The organism is Aeromonas sp. A04, assembly GCF_047780465.1.
Lineage (GTDB): Bacteria > Pseudomonadota > Gammaproteobacteria > Enterobacterales > Aeromonadaceae > Aeromonas > Aeromonas bestiarum.
On the sequence record NZ_JBLNHP010000001.1, the window covers coordinates 920,483 to 938,536 of the forward strand.

The window sequence follows — 18,054 nt, forward strand, 5'->3', positions numbered from 1 at the left end:
ACTTAGACTTGAGGCGAGCTTGGCGCCCGATTAACGCAGGGCCTTCATCTCACCGGCGATGATTTCGGCCAAGGGGCCCAGAATCACCTGCAGGTTCTGTTCACCGAGCTTGACCACACCGGCCGCGCCCAGGGCTTTCAGCTTGCGCTCATCCACTATGCTGCGGTCTTTCAGGGTCAGACGCAGACGGGTGATGCAGGCATCTATGGTGACCAGGTTCTCTTGACCACCCAGCACTTCCAGATACTGGCGAGCCAGTTCGGTGCGGTCTGTGGTCTGAGCCTGTACCGGTACGGCTTCGTCATCTTCACGACCCGGGGTTTTCAGGTTGAACTTGACGATGACGGCACGGAATATGACGTAGTAGAGGCCGAAGAACACCAGACCCTGTGCCAGCAGCATGTACCAGTGAGTCGCCAGCGGGTTGCGGCTGGAGAGCACCATATCCACCAGACCGGCACTGAAGCCGAAACCGGCAATCCACTGCATGCTGGCGGCGATGAACACGGAGATACCGGTCAGCAGGGCGTGGATGACATAGAGCACAGGTGCCACGAACATGAAGGAGAATTCGAGCGGCTCGGTCACACCGGTGAAGAAGGCGGCGAAGGCGGCGGCGATCATGATGGATGCAACCTTGTCCTTGTTCTCTTTCTTGGCGGAGTGATAGATGGCCAGCGCGGCGCCCGGCAGACCGAACATCATGATGGGGAAGAAGCCAGCCTGGTACATACCAGTGACACCCACAACCGCTTTACCGGCGTCGATGGAGGATTGGCCACCCAGGAAGTTCGGGATGTCGTTGATGCCGGCCACGTCGAACCAGAACACGGAGTTCAGGGCGTGGTGCAGACCGACGGGGATCAGCAGGCGGTTGAAGAAGGCGTAGATACCGGCACCGGTAGAGCCCAGGTTGACGATGGATTCACCAAAGCTCACCAGACCACCGTAAATGACCGGCCAGACGGCCATCAGGATGAAGGCGACGACTATCATCACCACTGAGGTCACGATCGGCACCAGACGACGGCCAGAGAAGAAGGCCAGCGCCTTGTGCAGTTCGACGCTGCTGAAGCGGTTGTAAAGCTCGGCGGCGATCACACCGGTCAAGATACCGATGAACTGGTTCTCAATCTTGCCGAATGCGGCAGGCACTTGATCCAGCGGGATCTGCTGGATTTGCGACACGGCGCCTGGGCTCAGCAAGGTGGTCACCACCAGGTAGCCGACCAGACCTGCCAGGGCAGCAGAACCGTCTTTATCCTTGGACATGCCATAGGCGACACCGACAGCAAACAGTATGGCCATCTTGTCGATAATGGCGGCACCCGCCTTGATCAGGAAGGCAGCCAGCGCGCTGTCACCACCCCAACCGTTCGGATCAATCCAGTAGCCAACCCCCATCAGGATCGCGGCGGCAGGCAATACCGCTACCGGCACCATCAGGGCACGGCCGATCTTTTGCAAATAACCGAGAATGTTCACGGTTCCTCTCCTTAGTTAATGTTTTTCTAGAAATTAAGTGCTTATCACGTTTGACGCATAAGCCATCAAGGCTTGTTTGGCAGTCTAGGGCTTTTATTTCGCTGCGCAAATTAATAAACGTATATTCGTGATCATTATCACCCAAACGAGATAAAGGTAGCGGATACATGTGGCTTAGTTCGCAATCTTTATTTACGCTATAAAACAACTTGAATCCGTCTCAGCCTATTTGCCGCCGACACCCCGGCAGCAACCCGTACAGAGGTATCTACAATGCGCCTGATCCCGTTGAAATCTGCCAGCCAAGTGGGCCTGTGGTCTGCCCGTTACATCGTTGACCGTATCAATGCGTTCAAACCCACTGCCGATCGCCCCTTCGTACTGGGCCTGCCCACCGGCGGCACCCCGCTCAACACTTACAAGCGCCTGATCGAGCTGCATAAAGCGGGCGAGGTGAGCTTCGAGCACGTGGTCAGCTTCAACATGGACGAATACGTCGGCCTGCCGGAAGATCACCCCGAGAGCTACCACAGCTTCATGCACAACAACTTCTTCTGTCACATCGACATCCGCCCCGAGAACATCAACATCCTCAATGGCAACGCCCCGGATCTGGTGGCCGAGTGCAAGCGCTACGAGGAGAAGATCAAGTCCTACGGCAAGATCAACCTCTTCATGGGCGGGGTCGGCAATGACGGCCACATAGCGTTCAACGAACCGGCCTCTTCCCTCTCCTCCCGAACCCGGGTCAAGACCCTGACCGAAGACACCCGCATCGCCAACTCCCGCTTCTTTGGCGGCGACATGGAGCAGGTGCCCAAGCTGGCGCTGACCGTGGGTGTCGGCACCCTGATGGACGCCGAAGAGATCATGATCCTGGTGACCGGTCACGGCAAGGCCCAGGCCCTGCAAGCCGCGGTGGAAGGCAGCGTCAACCACATGTGGACCATCTCCACCCTGCAACTGCATCCGAAGGGAATGATGGTGTGCGACGAGCCCTCCACCATGGAGCTCAAAGTCAAGACGGTGCGTTACTTCCAGCAGCTGGAAGCCGCCAACATCGGCCGTCTGTAAGGAGCCACCATGTACGCATTGACCAACTGCACCCTCTACACCGGCAGCTGTGTGCTGACCGGTTACGGGGTGGTGATCGAGGGCGACAAGATTGTCGCCATCTCCCGCCGGGCCGAACTGCCCGCCGGCATAGAACAACATGATCTGCACGGCGCCAACCTCTGCGCCGGCTTCATCGACGTGCAGCTCAACGGCTGCGGCGGCGTCATGTTCAACGGCCACATCACCACCCAAACCCTGGCGACCATGCAGGCCGCCAACCTGAAATCCGGTACCACCAGCTTCCTGCCAACCCTGATCACCAGCCCGGATGCGGACATGAAGCAGGCCGTCGCCGTGACCCGCGACTACATGGCCGCCCACCCCAACGAGGTGCTGGGCGTGCATCTGGAGGGGCCCTACACCAACCTCAAGCGCAAGGGTATTCACCCGGCCGAGCAGATCCGCCAGCCCGCCGACGAGATGATCGACTTCTTCTGTGCCAACAGCGACGCCATCGCCAAGATCACCCTGGCGCCGGAGCGCAACAAGCCGGAGCACATACGCCAGCTGGTGGAAGCGGGCATCCTGGTCTCTGCCGGCCATACCGCCGCCAACTACGATCAGGCCATGGCCGGCTTTAACAACGGCATCCGCTTTGCCACCCACCTCTACAACGCCATGACCCCGACCGTGAACGGCCGCGAGCCGGGCGTAGTGGGCGCCATCTACGATCGCAAGGATGTCTATGCCGGCGTCATCGTCGATGGGCATCACGTGCACTGGGCCAACGTGCGGCTGGCCCACAAGATGCTGGGGGATCGGCTGGTGCTGGTCACCGACGCCACCGCCGCAGCCGGTGCGCCGGAAGGCTTTGAGAAGTTTGATTTTTGTGGCGCAACCGTCTATTTCCGCGATGGTCAGTGCGTCGACGAGAATGGTACACTCGGCGGTTCTGCCCTCACCATGATTGAAGGGGTGGAAAATCTGGTCAAACAGGTCGGATTACCGCTCGATGAAGCACTGAGAATGGCCACCCTATATCCCGCTCGCGCCATTGGATGGGACTCACGTCTCGGTAGTATCCAGGTCGGAAAAATAGCCAACCTGACTGTCTTTGATCAGGCCTTCACGGTCTGCGGGACCGTGGTTAACGGACACTACACAACACAGTGACACTATGACTGGCGGACAAATAGCAAACGTAGATCTTATCAAGCAGGTCAACAGTGCGGCCGTATATCGGCTCATCGACCTGCAAGGCCCCATCTCGCGGGTCAAAATTGCCGAGTTGAGTCAGCTGGCCCCGGCCAGCGTGACCAAAATAACCCGGCAACTGATCGAACATGGCCTGATCAAGGAGACCTCACCGCAAGCCTCTACCGGCGGGCGGCGCGCCATCTCCCTGACCACCATCAAGCATCGCTTTCAGTTTGTGTCCGCCAAGCTCGGCCGCGGCTATTTGCAGCTGAGCCTGTACGATCTCGACGGCAAGGAGCTCGATCAGCACATCACCCAGGTGACCGAGATCGACCAGCAGCCCGTGGTCGACATGCTGCTGCGCGAAATTGGTGCCTTCATCGACGCCCAGCAGGAGCGCAGCCGCAACCTGATCAGCATAGCGCTGACCATGCCGGGTCTGGTCAATCCGGAATCGGGCATGGTCATCTATACCCCCAAGTACCAGATCCGCAATCTGGCGCTGGCCAAGCTGCTGGAGAACCACTTCAACCTGCCCTGCTACGTGGGCAACGACACCCGTTCCCTGGCGCTGGCCGAGCACTTCTTCGGTGAATCCCGCGACTGCATGGACTCCATCCTGGTGAGCGTGCACCAGGGGGCCGGCTCCGGCATCATCACCAAGGGCAAGGTGTTCCTCGGTCAGAACCGCAACGTCGGCGAGATCGGCCACATCCAGGTCGAACCGCTCGGCAAGCGCTGCCACTGCGGCAACTTTGGCTGTCTGGAGACCATAGCCTCCAACGAGGCCATCGTCGACAAGGTGAAAGAGCTCATCAGCCGCGGCCACCTGAGCTCGCTGCAGGAGAAGCACATCACCATCCAGGAGGTGTGCAAGGCCGCCATGGCCGGTGATGAACTGGCCCGCAGCGTGATCGAGAACGTGGGTGAGCATCTGGGACGGGCGGTGGCCATCACGGTCAACCTGTTCAACCCGCAGAAGGTGCTGATCGCCGGTGAAATCACCGCCGCCGAAGAGATTCTGTTCCCGGCCATCCGCCGCTGCGTGGAGCACCAGTCTCTGCCGAGCTTCCACCGTGGCCTGCCCATAGTGAAGGCGCGCTTCCAGAACCAACCCACCATAGGCGGCTTCGCCCTGGTGAAACGGGCCCTGCTGGAGGGTGATCTGTTGCAGATCATCATGGAGCAGAAGTAAGGCGCTGGCCTTGCGAGATAAAAAACGGCAGCCACTGGCTGCCGTTTTTTTATTGTGTGCTGTTCGCCGGTTTACCCCGCCCGGCACGGTTTGAACAGATCCAGGGCCCCGTCATACACCTTTGTCTGCACATCCATGATCCCCAGCATTGAGTGGAACAGGTTGTCGTGGGAGAAGCGCTGGCTGGCCGCCTCCTGCTGCAGGCAATCCATGTTCAGCCGCCGATCTGCCTGCAACTGGGGGGAGAGCCAGGTCAGCAGCGGCACCCGGGTCTGATCGTCCGGCGCGAACTTGTAAGGGGTGCCGTGCAGGTAGAGCCCCATGGCACCGAGGGACTCGCCGTGATCGGAGAGATAGACCAGCCCCACGTTGTAGTCGTTCTGCAGCGTCTTGAGCTTGTCGATCAGCCGTGCCACCACCTTGTCGGTGTAACGTATGGTGTTGTCATAGCTGTTGACCAGCTCTTCATTGGTGCAGTTTTCGATGTCGCTGCGCGGGCAGTCCGGCACGAAGAAGCGCTCGGAGGCGGGGTAGCGCCGATAGTAGGTCGGGCCGTGGCTGCCCATCAGGTGAAAAGCCACCAGCTTGTTGCCCTTCATCTGCGCTATCTGCTGATCCAGCCCCTCCAGCATCACCTCGTCGTAGCAGGAGCCTCTCTGGCAATACTGCGGGAACGCCTTGGCCTCTATGTCTATGGTGGGCACGTTCTTGCACACCCCCTTGCAGCCGCCGTCGTTCTCCTTCCACAGCACGGAGATGCCGGCGTGTTGCAGCACATCCAGCATGCCATCCCGCGACTGGGCCAGGGTGTCGTCATATTCCCGGCGCGTGAGATTGGAGAACATGCAGGGCACGGAGACAGCCGTGGCTGTGCCGCAGGAGCGCACGTTGCGAAACGAGACCATGCCCGCCTCCTGCGCGGTGAAGCTGTTGGTCTGCTTCCCGTAGCCGTTGAGGGAGTAGTTCTGGCTACGGGCCGTCTCCCCCACCACCAGGAACATCAGGGTCGGCTTGCCGCCCTGCCCCACCACTTTGGCATCCGTCCCCAGCGGCTGGTACGGGATGGGGGTGGCAAACAGGATGTCGGTGGCATAGCGATAGAGACCGTGCACATAGTTGGCGGGCACTATCTCCTTGCCGAGGGACTTGTTGTTGCGCCCGACCGAGGCGTAATCCTGGTAATAAAGCGCGGCCACCCCCACCAGAAACAGCAGCGACAGGGCGATGGAACCAAGACGCAACCCCAGTCCCTTATACCAGGGGCTGGGATAGGCTATTTTCACCCACAGCAAGGCCAGCGCCGGCAGCAGGCCGGTCAGCAGGAACCAGAGCGCGACCGAGCCATTGAGGTAGGCCGTCGCCTCCCCGCTGTTGGTCTCGACTATGTTCTGCACCATGCTCACGTCGAAGATGACGCCGTACTTGAGCATGGCGTAGCTGACCACAGAGCCCATCAGGATCAGCAGCACGAAGAAGGGCTTGAGCAGATAGCGGAAGGTAAAGGGCAGAAACACCGCATTGAGCGCGGCCAGCAGCACCAGGGGGATAGAGAGGGCAAAGCCCGCCTTGACGTGCTCCAGCTGGGTGAGAATGTGGTAAAAGTGCAGGAAGATGGGCCAGTTGAACACCAGTGCAAACAGCAGCACCAGCAACAGATTCACCTTCATCACTCCCAGGGTGATGCGCATAACGATACTCCGACAAACCAGGCAGGACTGGGTCCCCTGCATGGGGGCACCCGTTGTGAGTGCTCGCTTGCCGCGCACCTCTTCCTGAGGGCAAGCGCGGCAAGGGGCTGGGCGCCCGGACACGGCAGGCAGCTTAAGTCGCCAAACTTAAGGGAAAATTAAGGCGGGCAATGCCATGGTCGGCACGATCTTCAGGTGCCAGCTCATCATAAGAAAAACGGCAGCCGAGGCTGCCGTTTTAGCGGGGGCGAACAGAGCGTCGCCACCTGAGTGTTCACGAACCGGATTACAGGGTCGCGGCGACTTCGTCGGAGATGGAGCCGTTGTGGTACACCTCCTGCACGTCGTCCAGATCTTCCAGCATGTCGATGAGGCGCATCAGCTTGGGGGCGGTTTCCGCATCCAGCTCGGCTTCGGTGGAAGGGATCATGGTCACTTCGGCGCTCTCGGCCTTGAAGCCGGCGGCTTCCAGCGCATCCAGCACGGTCCCGAAGTCGTTCGGGGTGGTGTACACCTCGATGGAACCATCTTCCTCGGTCACCACGTCATCGGCGCCCGCTTCCAGGGCCGCATCCATCAGGGCATCTTCATCGACACCGACGAAGGTCAGCAGACCTTTCTTGCTGAACAGGTAGGCGACCGAGCCGTCGGTGCCCAGGTTGCCGCCGCACTTGCTGAAGGCATGACGCACTTCCGCCACGGTACGGTTGCGGTTGTCGGTCAGGCACTCCACCATGACGGCGGAGCCAGCCGGGCCGTAGCCTTCGTAAACTATGGTCTCGAGCTGCTCGCCGTCGCCACCACCGGCCCCACGTGCGATGGCGCGGTTGATGGTGTCGCGGGTCATGTTGCCGGTCAGGGCTGCCGCCACCGCCGCACGCAGGCGTGGGTTGTTGGCGGGATCCGGATCGCCGATACGAGCCGAGGTGGTGATTTCACGGATCAGCTTGGTGAAGATCTTGCCGCGCTTGGCATCCTGAGCTGCCTTGCGGTGTTTGATGTTGGCCCACTTACTGTGACCTGCCATAGAGACTCTCCGTTATATTTTTTAGATTTCAATAACACAAAGTGACCGGGTAGGCCGCGCCGGGCGCGGCCGGGACTGTGCCGGATGCCGGCTTATTCATCACCCTTGACGGTCGTCGCAATCGCCAGTTCGCTCATCTGCGCCTGGTTGGCAAAGCTGGGGGCGTCTGTCATCAGACAGGCGGCCGCCGTGGTTTTCGGGAAGGCAATCACGTCCCGGATGTTGTCGGTACCGGTCAGCAGCATGCTGAGGCGATCCAGGCCGAAGGCCAGACCGGCGTGCGGCGGGGTACCGTACTTCAGCGCATCCAGCAGGAAGCCGAACTTCAGGCGCTGCTCGGCCGGAGTAATACCCAGGATGTCGAAGACGGTGGCCTGCATCTCGCTGTTGTGGATACGCACAGAACCGCCACCCACTTCGTAGCCGTTGATGACCATGTCGTAGGCGTTGGCATAGGCGCTGAGCGGGTTGGCTTTCAGCTCGCTCGGGCCCAGGTTGCTCGGTGCGGTGAAGGGGTGGTGCATGGCCGCCAGGCCGCCTTCGCTGTCTTCCTCGAACATGGGGAAGTCGATGACCCACAGCGGCTTCCAGCTGTTTTCCATCAGACCCAGATCGCGACCCACTTTCAGGCGCAGAGCGCCCATGGCATCGCAGACCACTTTCTTGGAGTCAGCGCCGAAGAAGATGATGTCGCCGTCAGCTGCGCCGGTACGGGCCAGGATCTCGCGCACTATCTCGTCAGACAGGAACTTGGCCACCGGAGACTGTACGCCTTCGAGGCCGTTGGCGGCTTCGTTGACCTTCATCCAGGCCAGGCCCTTGGCACCGTAGATGCCGACAAACTTGGTGTACTCGTCGATTTGCTTGCGGGACAGCTCGGCGCCGCCCGGCACTTTCAGGGCCGCCACACGGCCTTTCGGGTCGTTGGCGGGGCCGGCGAACACGGCGAACTCGACGGCGGTCAGCAGATCAGCCACATCGACCAGCTCCATCGGCAGACGCAGATCCGGCTTGTCGGAGCCGAAACGGCGCATGGCCTCGTCGAAGGTCATGATCGGGAAGTCGCCCAGATCCACATTCAGGATGTGCATCCACAGTTTGCGGATCATCTCTTCCATGATTTCACGCACTTGCGGCGCCGTCATGAAGGAGGTCTCCACGTCGATCTGGGTGAATTCCGGCTGGCGGTCGGCACGCAGGTCTTCGTCACGGAAGCACTTGACGATCTGGTAGTAACGGTCGAAGCCGGACATCATCAGCAACTGCTTGAACAGCTGGGGAGATTGCGGCAGGGCGTAGAACTTGCCCTTGTGCACGCGGCTAGGTACCAGATAGTCACGGGCACCTTCCGGAGTGGCCTTGGTCAGCATGGGGGTTTCGATGTCGAGGAAGCCGTGCTCGTCCATGAAGCGGCGTACGAAGGCGCTGGCCTTGGCACGGGTCTTCAGGTACTTGGCCATCTCGGGGCGACGCAGATCCAGGTAGCGATACTTGAGGCTGATTTCTTCGCTGTTGACCTGGTTGAAGTCAAGGGGCAGCGGCTCGGCACGGTTGATGATGTTGAGTTCGTGGGCGAACACTTCGATGGCGCCAGTGGCCATGTCGCTGTTGCGCTGGGAGTCCGGACGGGTACGCACCACACCGGTCACCTGGATGCAGAACTCGCCGCGCAGCTCGGAGGCCAGGGCGAAGGCGTCCGGCTTGTCCGGATCGAAGAACACCTGCACGATCCCTTCCCGGTCACGCATGTCGATAAAGATCAGACCGCCGAGGTCGCGACGACGATGAACCCAACCGCACAATGTAATGGTCTGCCCAGCATGGGCCTCATTGACCTGTCCGCAATAGATAGAGCGCATGGACTTCTTCCTTCGAAATTGTAGAGAGACGGTGAACCTGGGTCGCCGGGCACGACTGGCAAGCACCGTCTGTCTCACAGCTGGCCAGAGTCTTGTTCTTACCCGGTTTGAAATCTGTCTCATACCGTCCGATCCCCTGGATCGGACACCTGCCACCGATATCGGCTCGACCAGAGGCGGCTGGCAAGCGGCCGGGCAGTCGGTCAGAGGGCATCGGAAAGCGTCGTTGTTTGGCCAATTCATGGCCGCTACCGTCGCCACAATATGCGCACAGCGGCGTGAGTCACAACAAATTGGCAAACAAAAGGGCTGGCATTATAGAGGAAAACCCCCATTTGGGTAAAATGGCCAGCAGCCCCCTTTGCCCTGTTTTTTACATCTCAAGGCAAAAAATGGGCGCAAAACGAGATAAACCCGCAAACAGGATCCGCCATGAGCCTCTTTTTGGGCCTGCCACAATGGTCACACCCGGCCTGGCCCGGTCAATTATTGGGCGTGGGGGCCAAACCCGCCGAGCACCTCGCCCACTACGCCCGGGTGTTCAACACGGTAGAAGGCAACACCACCTTCTACGCCTCGCCGACCCCGGAAACGGTGCGACGCTGGGCCGATGCGGTGCCCACCCACTTTCGCTTCAGCTTCAAGTTTCCGAAAGAAATCAGCCACCAGAGCGATCTGGTGAGCGCCGACAAGCAGGTGACCGACTTCATCCAGCTGCTCACCCCGCTGCACGACAAGCTGGGGCTGCTCAAGCTGCAACTGCCCGCCCGCTTCGGCCCGAGCGGCCTTCCCCGTCTCGCTGAATTCTTCAACCGGCTGCCGACACAGTTTCGCTATGCCCTCGAGGTGCGCCACCCCGATTTCTTCGCCAAGGGCGAGGCGGAGCGCAGCCTGAACCGTATGCTGATGGAAAAAGGCATCAACCGCATCATGCTCGACAGCCGGCCGCTGTTCTCTGTGCCAGCCACCACGGCAGCCATGATAGATGCCCAGGGCAAGAAGCCCAGACTGCCGGTACATCTGCTGGCCACCGCCAGCGCCCCCGTGGTGCGGCTCATCGGTCTGCCGGATCCGGCCGCCAATCACCCCTTCCTGCCCAGCTGGTTGCCCCACTGGCGTCAGTGGCTGGCGGAAGGCAAGGATCTCTACCTCTTTATACATACCGCTGACAATGCCCAGTCACCCGAGCTGGCCCGCCAGATAACCCGCCTGTTGGGGCAGGATATGGCTCCCTGGCCGGGGGAAAACGATCGCGCGCGCCAGGGCGTGCTGCGCTTTTAGTCAGCCATTTCATGGGCCATCGGGCATGCGTAAAAAAAGCCGCTTTTTTGTGGCTGGACGGGGCTCGGCGTCAAGACAAACGCCCATCAATCCTCTACACTAGCGCCCCAAGCAAGGGGCCTTCGTTGACCACTGCAATTCGTTGCAACAAGAGGACAGCGCGGCTCCGGATCAAGGGCCCGGATGATGGCCCATTGCGAACAGGGCCGGCCCGAAGGATCTCACGGCCAGCCACCCCGTTCGTAAACCGGTGATAAAACAACCCTGAAGGGTGTCACCCAACGACTCAATTGAACAAACAGTCGGTTCATATACCGGCTGTCAGGTTGCGCCAGCATGCATACCAAAGACCAGATTTTTGCCGCCCCCATCGCCCGATTGGGGGACTTTTGCTTTGACGAACAGGTCGTCGACGTCTTCCCCGACATGATCCAGCGCTCGGTGCCGGGTTACAGCAACATCATCTCCGCCATCGGCATGATGGCCGCCCGCTACGCCCAGCCCGAGAGTCGGCTCTATGACCTCGGCTGTTCGCTGGGCGCCGCCACCCAGGCCATGCGTCGCCACGTGACCCAGCCGGGTTGCGCCATCACGGCGGTGGATCTCTCCCATCCCATGATCGAGCGCGCCCGCGCCCACCTCTCCGGCTTCAAATCCGAGGTGCCGGTAGCGCTGGTGGAAGCGGACATCTGCGACGTCGAAATCGAGAACGCCTCCGTGGTGGTGCTCAACTTCACCTTGCAGTTCGTGGACCCCGAAAAGCGGATGACCCTGATCCAGCGCATCTTTGATGGGCTGCGCCCGGGCGGCATCCTGATCCTGAGCGAGAAGTTCCGCTTCGAGGATGCGCCGGTCAACGAGCTGCTCATCGATCTGCACCTGGATTTCAAGCGGGCCAATGGCTACAGCGAGCTGGAGATAAGCCAGAAGCGCAACGCCCTCGAGAACGTGATGCGCACCGACAGCCTGGAGATACACAGAGCCCGCCTGCGGGACGCAGGTTTCGTTCACCAGGATCTCTGGTTCCAGTGCTTCAACTTCGGTTCCATGATTGCCATCAAATCCAGCGACGCCAACTAAGCCATGATCGACTTTGCCAATTTTTATCAACTGATCGCCAAAAACCGGCTGAGCCACTGGCTGCATACCCTGCCCGCCCAGTTGCACGCCTGGCAGCATGACAACCAGCACGGGGATCTGCCGCGCTGGAATCGTGCCCTCAACAAGCTGCCCACGGTCGCGCCCGGCCCCATCGAACTGCAACATGGGGTCGAGATCGGCCATGCCGAGAGCCTGGGCGAGGGGGAACGCAAGAAGGTCGAGAGCCTGCTGCGCCACTTCATGCCCTGGCGCAAGGGCCCGTTCACCGTGCACGGCATCCACATCGACACCGAATGGCGCTCCGACTGGAAGTGGGATCGGGTCGTGCCCCATATCAGCCCGCTGGCCGGTCGCTATGTGCTGGATGTGGGCTGCGGCAGCGGTTATCACCTCTGGCGCATGGTGGGGGAAGGCGCCAAACTCGCGGTCGGCATAGACCCGAGCCCGCTGTTTCTCTGCCAGTTCGAGGCCATCCGCCACTTTCTCGGCGGCGACCAGCGCGCCCACCTGTTGCCGCTCGGCATTCAGGAACTGCCGGAGCTGCGCGCCTTTGACACCGTCTTCTCCATGGGGGTGCTCTATCACCGCAAGTCCCCCATCGAGCACATAGAGCAGCTGCGCAACCAGCTGAAAGACGATGGCGAGCTGGTGCTGGAGACCTTGGTGATCGATGGTGGCGTCAACGACGTGCTGGTGCCCACAGACCGTTACGGCAAGATGCGCAACGTCTGGTTCATCCCCTCGAGCGCGGCCCTCAAGCTCTGGGTCGAGCGCTGCGGCTTCACCGACGTGCGGATAGTAGACGAGAATATGACCAGCACCGACGAACAGCGTCGTACCGACTGGATGATAAATGAATCCCTGAGCGATTACCTGGACCCTCAAGATCCAGCGCTCACGGTGGAAGGACACCCGGCGCCGAAACGTGCCGTACTGATTGCCAGAAAGGCCAAAGACTAGCCGATGGCGCCTGTGGAAGTTACACTGACCCAATTCCAGGAAGCACAGTTAAATGAATGACATGAAAAGCAAATTAAAAGGAATGACCCTGCTCTCCCTGCTCAGTCTCGGCGGGTGTGTCAGTATGGAGAAAGCGCCCCCGGTACCTACCTTGACGCTGGCCGAGCTTCGCACCGAGATCAATCTGAGCGAGCAACGTCTGCAAACATCCATGGAACAGCAACAGAAGCAGTATGTGCAGCAACAGCACCTGCTGGTTCAGCTCAACACTGATGTCAACAACATGAAAGAGTCCGTGAAAAAAGTCGACAGCAAGCTCGAATCCTTGCCGCCAGAGCCGCCCAAGCCCATGGCGATCCCGACCGAGAAGTGCCAGGCACCAAGCCAGGGCCACACGGTCGATGGCAAACTGCTGGTCGGTGAAGCCGAGTGGATCTGGGTAGACGCCGCCAATGACGCCTTCCAGGCGCGGGTCGATACCGGTGCCACCACCTCCTCCATCAGCGCCCAGGACATCACCATCTTCGAGCGCAACGGCAAAAACTGGGTACGCTTCTTCCTGAGCCACCAGGAGATGGATGACAAGATCCAGATCGAAGCGCCGCTGGTGCGTCACGTGCGGGTGCGTCAGGCGTCCGCCGACGATCTCGATCGTCGTCCCGTGGTGCGTCTGGCTGTGCGGATCGGCGACATGACAGAAAAAGCTGAATTTACCCTGAAAGACCGCAGCGACATGACCTTCCCCGTGCTGCTGGGTCGCGAATTTTTGAAAGACATCGCCGTGGTTGATGTGGCCCGCGAATATATCCAACCAAAACCCAAGCTCAAGGATGTGAAATAATCCATGGTTTCCCGTAAGCCGTTCTATTTGCTGGTCGCCCTGCTGTACATTGTCGGCCTGGGGATGACGTTTTATCACCACATAGCGTTGGACGTGCCGCTGACGCCGGGTGAAAAACGCCAGATCTGGTCCATCGAGGCCAAGCTGGAATTTGAAGCCACCGGCGAGCCTGTGATCGCCTCCCTGGCCATTCCGGGCACCCAGCCCGGTTTCACCCTGATGAACGAGAACGCCGCGAGCCCGGGCTATGGCCTGTCGTTTGTCGAGAAAGATGGCGATGCCCGTGCCGAGTGGTCCATTCGCACCGCCTCCGGCCGGCAGGAACTCTACTATCGCGTCGACATGATGGCTGACGAGCACGCCAAACCGGCGGCGCTGGCCCAGCCCCCCGTCATCGAGAAGCAGATAGAGAGCGAGCCTTACGCCACCGCGATGAAGCAGATCTCCGAGCGGGCGCAGGAGCGCTCCGCCGACGGCTACACCCTGACCCGCGAGATCATCAAGGAGATCGAGAAGCAGGAGCAGAACGCCGAGCTGCTGAAGTCTCACAAGAGCCGCGCCAACCTGATCGCCGAGCTGCTGAGCAACGCTGACGTCCCGGCCCGGGTCGTCCATGCTCTGAGCCTGGAAGACGGCCGCCGTCGCCAGGAGCTGGTGGATTACCTGCAGGTGTTCAACAGCCCGACCGACTACAAGCTGTTCAACCCGCAAACCGGTGAACAGGGTCGCCCTGCCAACCTGCTGCTGTGGGAATACAACTCGGGCGCCCTGCTGGACGTGACCGGTGGCCACAACTCCAAGGTGACCTTCTCGATGATCGAGCAGGAGCAACCGGTGAACGTGGCGCTGGCGCAGAAGTTCGAAAAATCAGAGATGATGAACTTCTCCATCCACAGTCTGCCGCTGGAAGAGCAGGCGCTGTTCAAGGGCTTGCTGCTGATCCCCATCGGCGTGCTGATGGTGGTGTTCCTGCGGGTCATAGTCGGTATCAAGACCTCGGGCACCTTCATGCCTGTGCTGATCGCGGTCGCCTTCATCCAGACCTCCCTCATCACGGGTCTGATCGGCTTCCTGCTGATCGTCGGCACGGGTCTCATCATCCGTTCCTACCTGTCGCGGCTCAACTTGCTGCTGGTGGCCCGAATATCGGCGATCATCATCATGGTGATCTCGATGATCGGCATCTTCTCCGCGTTCGCCTTCAAGCTGGGGCTGACCGATGGCATGAAGATCACCTTCTTCCCGATGATCATCCTCTCCTGGACCATAGAGCGGATGTCCATTCTGTGGGAGGAAGAGGGTCCGAAAGAGGTCGTCCGTCAGGGCGGTGGTTCCCTGCTGGTGGCGGTCATCGCCTACCTGGCCATGGACAACGAGCTGATCCGTCACCTGACCTTCAACTTCCTCGGCCTGCAGTTGGTGCTGATGGCGACCGTGCTGCTGCTGGGTAACTACACCGGCTACAAGCTGAGCGAGCTCAAGCGTTTCAAACCGCTGGTGAACGAGATCAAGTCTGGCGCCACCCCGGGTAAGGACAAGTAACAGATGTGGTTCTGGGAAAAATACACCAGTCCGTGGAGCCTGTCCCAGGCAGGCATCCTCGGCATGAACAAACGCAACCACTCCTACATCAGCCGCTACAACCCGCGCAGCCTCTACCCGCTGGTGGATGACAAGCTGCAGACCAAGCGCATCGCGCTGGATGCGGGGGTGACTGTGCCGGAATTGATCGGCACCATCCGCGAACAGCATGACGTGACCCGCATCACCCAGCTGGTCAAGGATTGGCCGGGTTTCTGCATCAAGCCGGCGCGCGGTTCGGGCGGCAAGGGGATCCTGGTGATCCTGCGCCAGGAAGAGGGTCTCTTCTACAAGCCAAACGGCAGCGCCAGCAATGGTCAGGATCTGGAGCGCCATGTCTCCAACATACTGGCCGGGCTCTACTCGCTGGGCGGCAAGCCCGACGTGGCGCTGGTGGAAGGCCTCATCAACTTCGATGACGTCTTCGATGGCTACTCGTTCGAAGGGGTGCCCGATGCCCGGGTGATCATCTTCAAGGGCTTCCCTGTGATGGCCATGATGCGCCTCTCCACCGCTGCCTCCGACGGCAAGGCGAACCTGCACCAGGGCGCCGTGGGCGTGGGCCTGTGCCTGCGCACCGGTCGGGCACTGCGGGCGGTGCAGTTTGGCAATCCGTTGCGTCATCACCCGGATACCGGCCTCGATCTCTATGAGCTCAAGGTGCCCCACTGGGACACCCTGCTGACCCTGGCGGCCTCCTGCTACGAGATGTCGGGCCTGGGCTACATAGGCACCGACATGGTGCTGGACAAGTTCCGCGGCCCCATGCTGCTGGAGCTCAACGCCCGGCCGGGCCTCGCCATCCAGATCGCCAACGGCCGTGGTCTGGTGCCCAACCTCAAGACCATAGAGAAGCTGGGCCAGGTGAAGATGAACGTAGAGCAGCGGGTCAACTTCGCCAAGGATCACTTCGGTATCTTCGACGAATAGCCTGACGGCCTGACTAGCAAAAGCGCGCCTCTGGGCGCGCTTTTTTATGGCCGGCATTTGGCCGGGTGATGAGATCCGGCGCAAAAAAGACATAAAAAAACCGATGCCTTGGCATCGGTTTTTCAGTATCCGGTACGCAGACCTTATTACAGGGAAGCGGCGTTCTCGGACAGATACTTGGCGACGCCATCCGGGGAGGCGGTCATGCCTTTTTTGCCTTTCTCCCACTGAGCCGGGCACACTTCGCCGTGCTCTTCGTGGAATTGCAGGGCGTCGACCATGCGCAGCATCTCGTCGATGTTGCGACCCAGCGGCAGATCGTTCACGACCTGGTGACGAACCACGCCGTGGCTGTCGATCAGGAAGGAGCCACGGAAAGCCACACCGGCTTCCGGGTGCTCAACGTCATAGGCTTTGCAGATCTCGTGCTTGATGTCGGCAACCAGCGGGTACTTGACCGGACCGATGCCGCCGTCTTCGATCTTGGTGTTGCGCCAGGCGTTGTGGGAGAACTCGGAGTCGATGGAGACACCGATCACTTCCACGCCACGCTTGTTGAACTCTTCCAGGCGGTGATCGAAGGCAATCAGCTCGGACGGACAGACGAAGGTGAAATCGAGCGGATAGAAGAACAGGACGGCTGCCTTGCCTTTGATGTGGGATGCCAGGTTGAAGGTGTCAACGATCTGGCCATTGCCCAGAACGGCAGCAGCGGTGAAATCGGGTGCGGGACGGCCTACCAATACCATATTCAATTCCTCTTTATGTGAAGTGAACAATCCTGTCAGGATTGGGCTACCTAGAGCCAAGTCCGTCTAATTCAAGCGACAAACTATAGACCCGGTGGTAGATTAGTTAAATCAAATTAAATAGATAGCATTAATCGGGTTTTCCTATGCAACGTTGGCCCAGCCTGAAACAGCTGCAATATCTGGTCGCTCTCGACGAGCACAAGAACTTCAACCGCGCCGCCAAGGCCTGTCACGTCAGCCAGTCCACCCTGAGTACCGGGATCCAGACGCTGGAAGACATGATGAACCTGCAACTGGTGGAGCGGGACCACAAGAGCTTCATTATGACCCCGGTCGGCATGGAAATCGTCGAGCGGGCTCGCAATTTGCTCTCGGATGCACGGGATCTGATGGAACTCGGCCAGCATCAGGGCGGCGTCATGCATGGCACTGTGCGGCTCGGCTGCATCCCCACCATAGCCCCCTTCCTGCTCAGCAAGCTGCTGCAGGTATGTGGCAAGGCCTATCCTGAGCTGGAATTGTTGCTGCGTGAAGACACTACCACCAACCTGCTCAAGCAGCTGGAGCAGGGTCAGCTCGACTTGCTGATCCTGGCGCTGCCGGTGGAGATCGGCGGCTTCCACTGCAAGATGGTCGGCCAGGACCCCTTCCACATGGTGATGCCCGCCAGCATGGCGGCCGGTCTGCACACCCCGTTCGACTACAAGGAGCTGCCCAATCAGAGCATCTTCCTGCTGGAGCGGGAGCACTGCCTCACCGAGCATGCGGTCAGTGCCTGCCGGTTGCGGGACAAGAGCAAGATCAACCCGTTCGCCGCCACCAGCCTGCACACCCTGGTGCAGATGGTCGGCGCCGGGCTTGGCACCACCTTCCTGCCGCAGATGGCCATAGATGCCGGCATCCTCGACAACACGGATCTGGTGGCCATTCCCCTGCCGGGGGAGAAGCCGTACCGCGAGATAGGCCTGGTGTGGCGTCCCAGCACCACCCGGGTACAGACCTTCTACAAGTTGGCCGAGCTGCTCACCCCGCTGATCGAACCCAAGGCCTGAACTTAGACTGACCTCCACGAAAACGCCGGCAACTTGCCGGCGTTTTCAT

Annotated in this window: 15 protein-coding genes; 10 read left to right on the forward strand and 5 right to left on the reverse strand. The window is 60.2% G+C overall.

The genetic code is table 11. The annotated features are described in order from the left end of the window. Positions 1-30: 30 nt before the first annotated feature. Positions 31-1,485 (reverse strand): N-acetylglucosamine-specific PTS transporter subunit IIBC, encoded by a 1,455-nt coding sequence (gene nagE, locus ACM3N8_RS04100; RefSeq protein WP_416015482.1) that lies wholly within the window; start codon positions 1,483-1,485, stop codon positions 31-33. Between the two features lie 273 nt (positions 1,486-1,758). Here nagE and nagB point away from each other — a divergent pair, with 273 nt between their 5' ends. Genes nagB through nagC form a run of 3 tightly spaced genes read left to right on the forward strand, consistent with a single transcriptional unit; the run spans position 1,759 to position 4,933 of the window. Then, entirely contained in the window at positions 1,759-2,559 is an 801-nt protein-coding gene (gene nagB, locus ACM3N8_RS04105; protein ID WP_042872490.1) for a glucosamine-6-phosphate deaminase, read from the forward strand. Positions 2,560-2,568: 9 nt separating this feature from the next. Continuing rightward, positions 2,569-3,714, forward strand: a complete 1,146-nt coding sequence (gene nagA, locus ACM3N8_RS04110; protein WP_103471931.1) for an N-acetylglucosamine-6-phosphate deacetylase — start codon at positions 2,569-2,571, stop codon at positions 3,712-3,714. Between the two features lie 4 nt (positions 3,715-3,718). After that, complete coding sequence (gene nagC, locus ACM3N8_RS04115) at positions 3,719-4,933, forward strand: DNA-binding transcriptional regulator NagC (protein WP_042872493.1); 1,215 nt, start codon at positions 3,719-3,721, stop codon at positions 4,931-4,933. A gap of 71 nt (positions 4,934-5,004) precedes the next feature. On the opposite strand, the gene ACM3N8_RS04120 is transcribed toward nagC, so the two are convergent. The 3 genes from ACM3N8_RS04120 to aspS form a co-directional block, all read right to left on the reverse strand. After that, positions 5,005-6,621 (reverse strand): phosphoethanolamine transferase, encoded by a 1,617-nt coding sequence (locus ACM3N8_RS04120; RefSeq protein WP_241278298.1) that lies wholly within the window; start codon positions 6,619-6,621, stop codon positions 5,005-5,007. 286 nt (positions 6,622-6,907) lie between these two features. Continuing rightward, the gene (locus tag ACM3N8_RS04125) at positions 6,908-7,648 is read right to left on the reverse strand and encodes a YebC/PmpR family DNA-binding transcriptional regulator (protein ID WP_043557237.1); all 741 of its coding nucleotides are present in this window, start codon (positions 7,646-7,648) and stop codon (positions 6,908-6,910) included. 92 nt (positions 7,649-7,740) lie between these two features. Beyond that, positions 7,741-9,507: an aspartate--tRNA ligase gene (aspS, locus tag ACM3N8_RS04130; protein WP_290064255.1), complete on the reverse strand. Its 1,767-nt coding sequence runs from the start codon at positions 9,505-9,507 to the stop codon at positions 7,741-7,743. 432 nt (positions 9,508-9,939) lie between these two features. On the opposite strand from aspS, the gene ACM3N8_RS04135 reads away from it, so the two are divergent. The 6 genes from ACM3N8_RS04135 (at position 9,940) to ACM3N8_RS04160 (ending at position 16,201) form a co-directional block, all read left to right on the forward strand. Next, entirely contained in the window at positions 9,940-10,788 is an 849-nt protein-coding gene (locus tag ACM3N8_RS04135; protein ID WP_103471933.1) for a DUF72 domain-containing protein, read from the forward strand. A gap of 336 nt (positions 10,789-11,124) precedes the next feature. After that, positions 11,125-11,868: a carboxy-S-adenosyl-L-methionine synthase CmoA gene (gene cmoA, locus ACM3N8_RS04140; protein WP_103471934.1), complete on the forward strand. Its 744-nt coding sequence runs from the start codon at positions 11,125-11,127 to the stop codon at positions 11,866-11,868. Positions 11,869-11,871: 3 nt separating this feature from the next. Continuing rightward, positions 11,872-12,849 (forward strand): tRNA 5-methoxyuridine(34)/uridine 5-oxyacetic acid(34) synthase CmoB, encoded by a 978-nt coding sequence (gene cmoB / locus ACM3N8_RS04145; protein ID WP_290017070.1) that lies wholly within the window; start codon positions 11,872-11,874, stop codon positions 12,847-12,849. Between the two features lie 82 nt (positions 12,850-12,931). Continuing rightward, a complete protein-coding gene (locus ACM3N8_RS04150; RefSeq protein ID WP_172955446.1) occupies positions 12,932-13,690 on the forward strand; it encodes an ATP-dependent zinc protease in 759 nt (252 codons plus the stop codon). A gap of 3 nt (positions 13,691-13,693) precedes the next feature. Beyond that, the gene (locus ACM3N8_RS04155) at positions 13,694-15,232 is read left to right on the forward strand and encodes an inactive transglutaminase family protein (protein ID WP_043141646.1); all 1,539 of its coding nucleotides are present in this window, start codon (positions 13,694-13,696) and stop codon (positions 15,230-15,232) included. 3 nt (positions 15,233-15,235) lie between these two features. Next, positions 15,236-16,201: an alpha-L-glutamate ligase-like protein gene (locus tag ACM3N8_RS04160; RefSeq protein WP_043141648.1), complete on the forward strand. Its 966-nt coding sequence runs from the start codon at positions 15,236-15,238 to the stop codon at positions 16,199-16,201. 146 nt (positions 16,202-16,347) lie between these two features. Here the strand turns inward: ACM3N8_RS04160 and ACM3N8_RS04165 are convergent, their stop codons facing one another. Further along, positions 16,348-16,950: a peroxiredoxin C gene (locus tag ACM3N8_RS04165; protein WP_042872512.1), complete on the reverse strand. Its 603-nt coding sequence runs from the start codon at positions 16,948-16,950 to the stop codon at positions 16,348-16,350. A gap of 146 nt (positions 16,951-17,096) precedes the next feature. On the opposite strand from ACM3N8_RS04165, the gene ACM3N8_RS04170 reads away from it, so the two are divergent. Then, complete coding sequence (locus ACM3N8_RS04170; RefSeq protein ID WP_043141650.1) at positions 17,097-18,005, forward strand: hydrogen peroxide-inducible genes activator; 909 nt, start codon at positions 17,097-17,099, stop codon at positions 18,003-18,005. Positions 18,006-18,054 lie beyond the last annotated feature (49 nt).

Bases quoted from the DNA above. Each gene is read 5' to 3' on its own strand.
- ACM3N8_RS04155 (WP_043141646.1), top strand. From the start codon at position 13,694: ATGGTTTCCCGTAAGCCGTTCTATTTGCTGGTCGCCCTGCTGTACATT.
- ACM3N8_RS04125 (WP_043557237.1), bottom strand. From the start codon at position 7,648: ATGGCAGGTCACAGTAAGTGGGCCAACATCAAACACCGCAAGGCAGCT.
- nagC (WP_042872493.1), top strand. From the start codon at position 3,719: ATGACTGGCGGACAAATAGCAAACGTAGATCTTATCAAGCAGGTCAAC.
- ACM3N8_RS04150 (WP_172955446.1), top strand. From the start codon at position 12,932: ATGACCCTGCTCTCCCTGCTCAGTCTCGGCGGGTGTGTCAGTATGGAG.
- ACM3N8_RS04170 (WP_043141650.1), top strand. From the start codon at position 17,097: ATGCAACGTTGGCCCAGCCTGAAACAGCTGCAATATCTGGTCGCTCTC.
- cmoB (WP_290017070.1), top strand. From the start codon at position 11,872: ATGATCGACTTTGCCAATTTTTATCAACTGATCGCCAAAAACCGGCTG.
- aspS (WP_290064255.1), bottom strand. From the start codon at position 9,507: ATGCGCTCTATCTATTGCGGACAGGTCAATGAGGCCCATGCTGGGCAG.
- ACM3N8_RS04120 (WP_241278298.1), bottom strand. From the start codon at position 6,621: ATGCGCATCACCCTGGGAGTGATGAAGGTGAATCTGTTGCTGGTGCTG.
- nagB (WP_042872490.1), top strand. From the start codon at position 1,759: ATGCGCCTGATCCCGTTGAAATCTGCCAGCCAAGTGGGCCTGTGGTCT.
- ACM3N8_RS04135 (WP_103471933.1), top strand. From the start codon at position 9,940: ATGAGCCTCTTTTTGGGCCTGCCACAATGGTCACACCCGGCCTGGCCC.
- nagA (WP_103471931.1), top strand. From the start codon at position 2,569: ATGTACGCATTGACCAACTGCACCCTCTACACCGGCAGCTGTGTGCTG.
- ACM3N8_RS04165 (WP_042872512.1), bottom strand. From the start codon at position 16,950: ATGGTATTGGTAGGCCGTCCCGCACCCGATTTCACCGCTGCTGCCGTT.
- cmoA (WP_103471934.1), top strand. From the start codon at position 11,125: ATGCATACCAAAGACCAGATTTTTGCCGCCCCCATCGCCCGATTGGGG.
- ACM3N8_RS04160 (WP_043141648.1), top strand. From the start codon at position 15,236: ATGTGGTTCTGGGAAAAATACACCAGTCCGTGGAGCCTGTCCCAGGCA.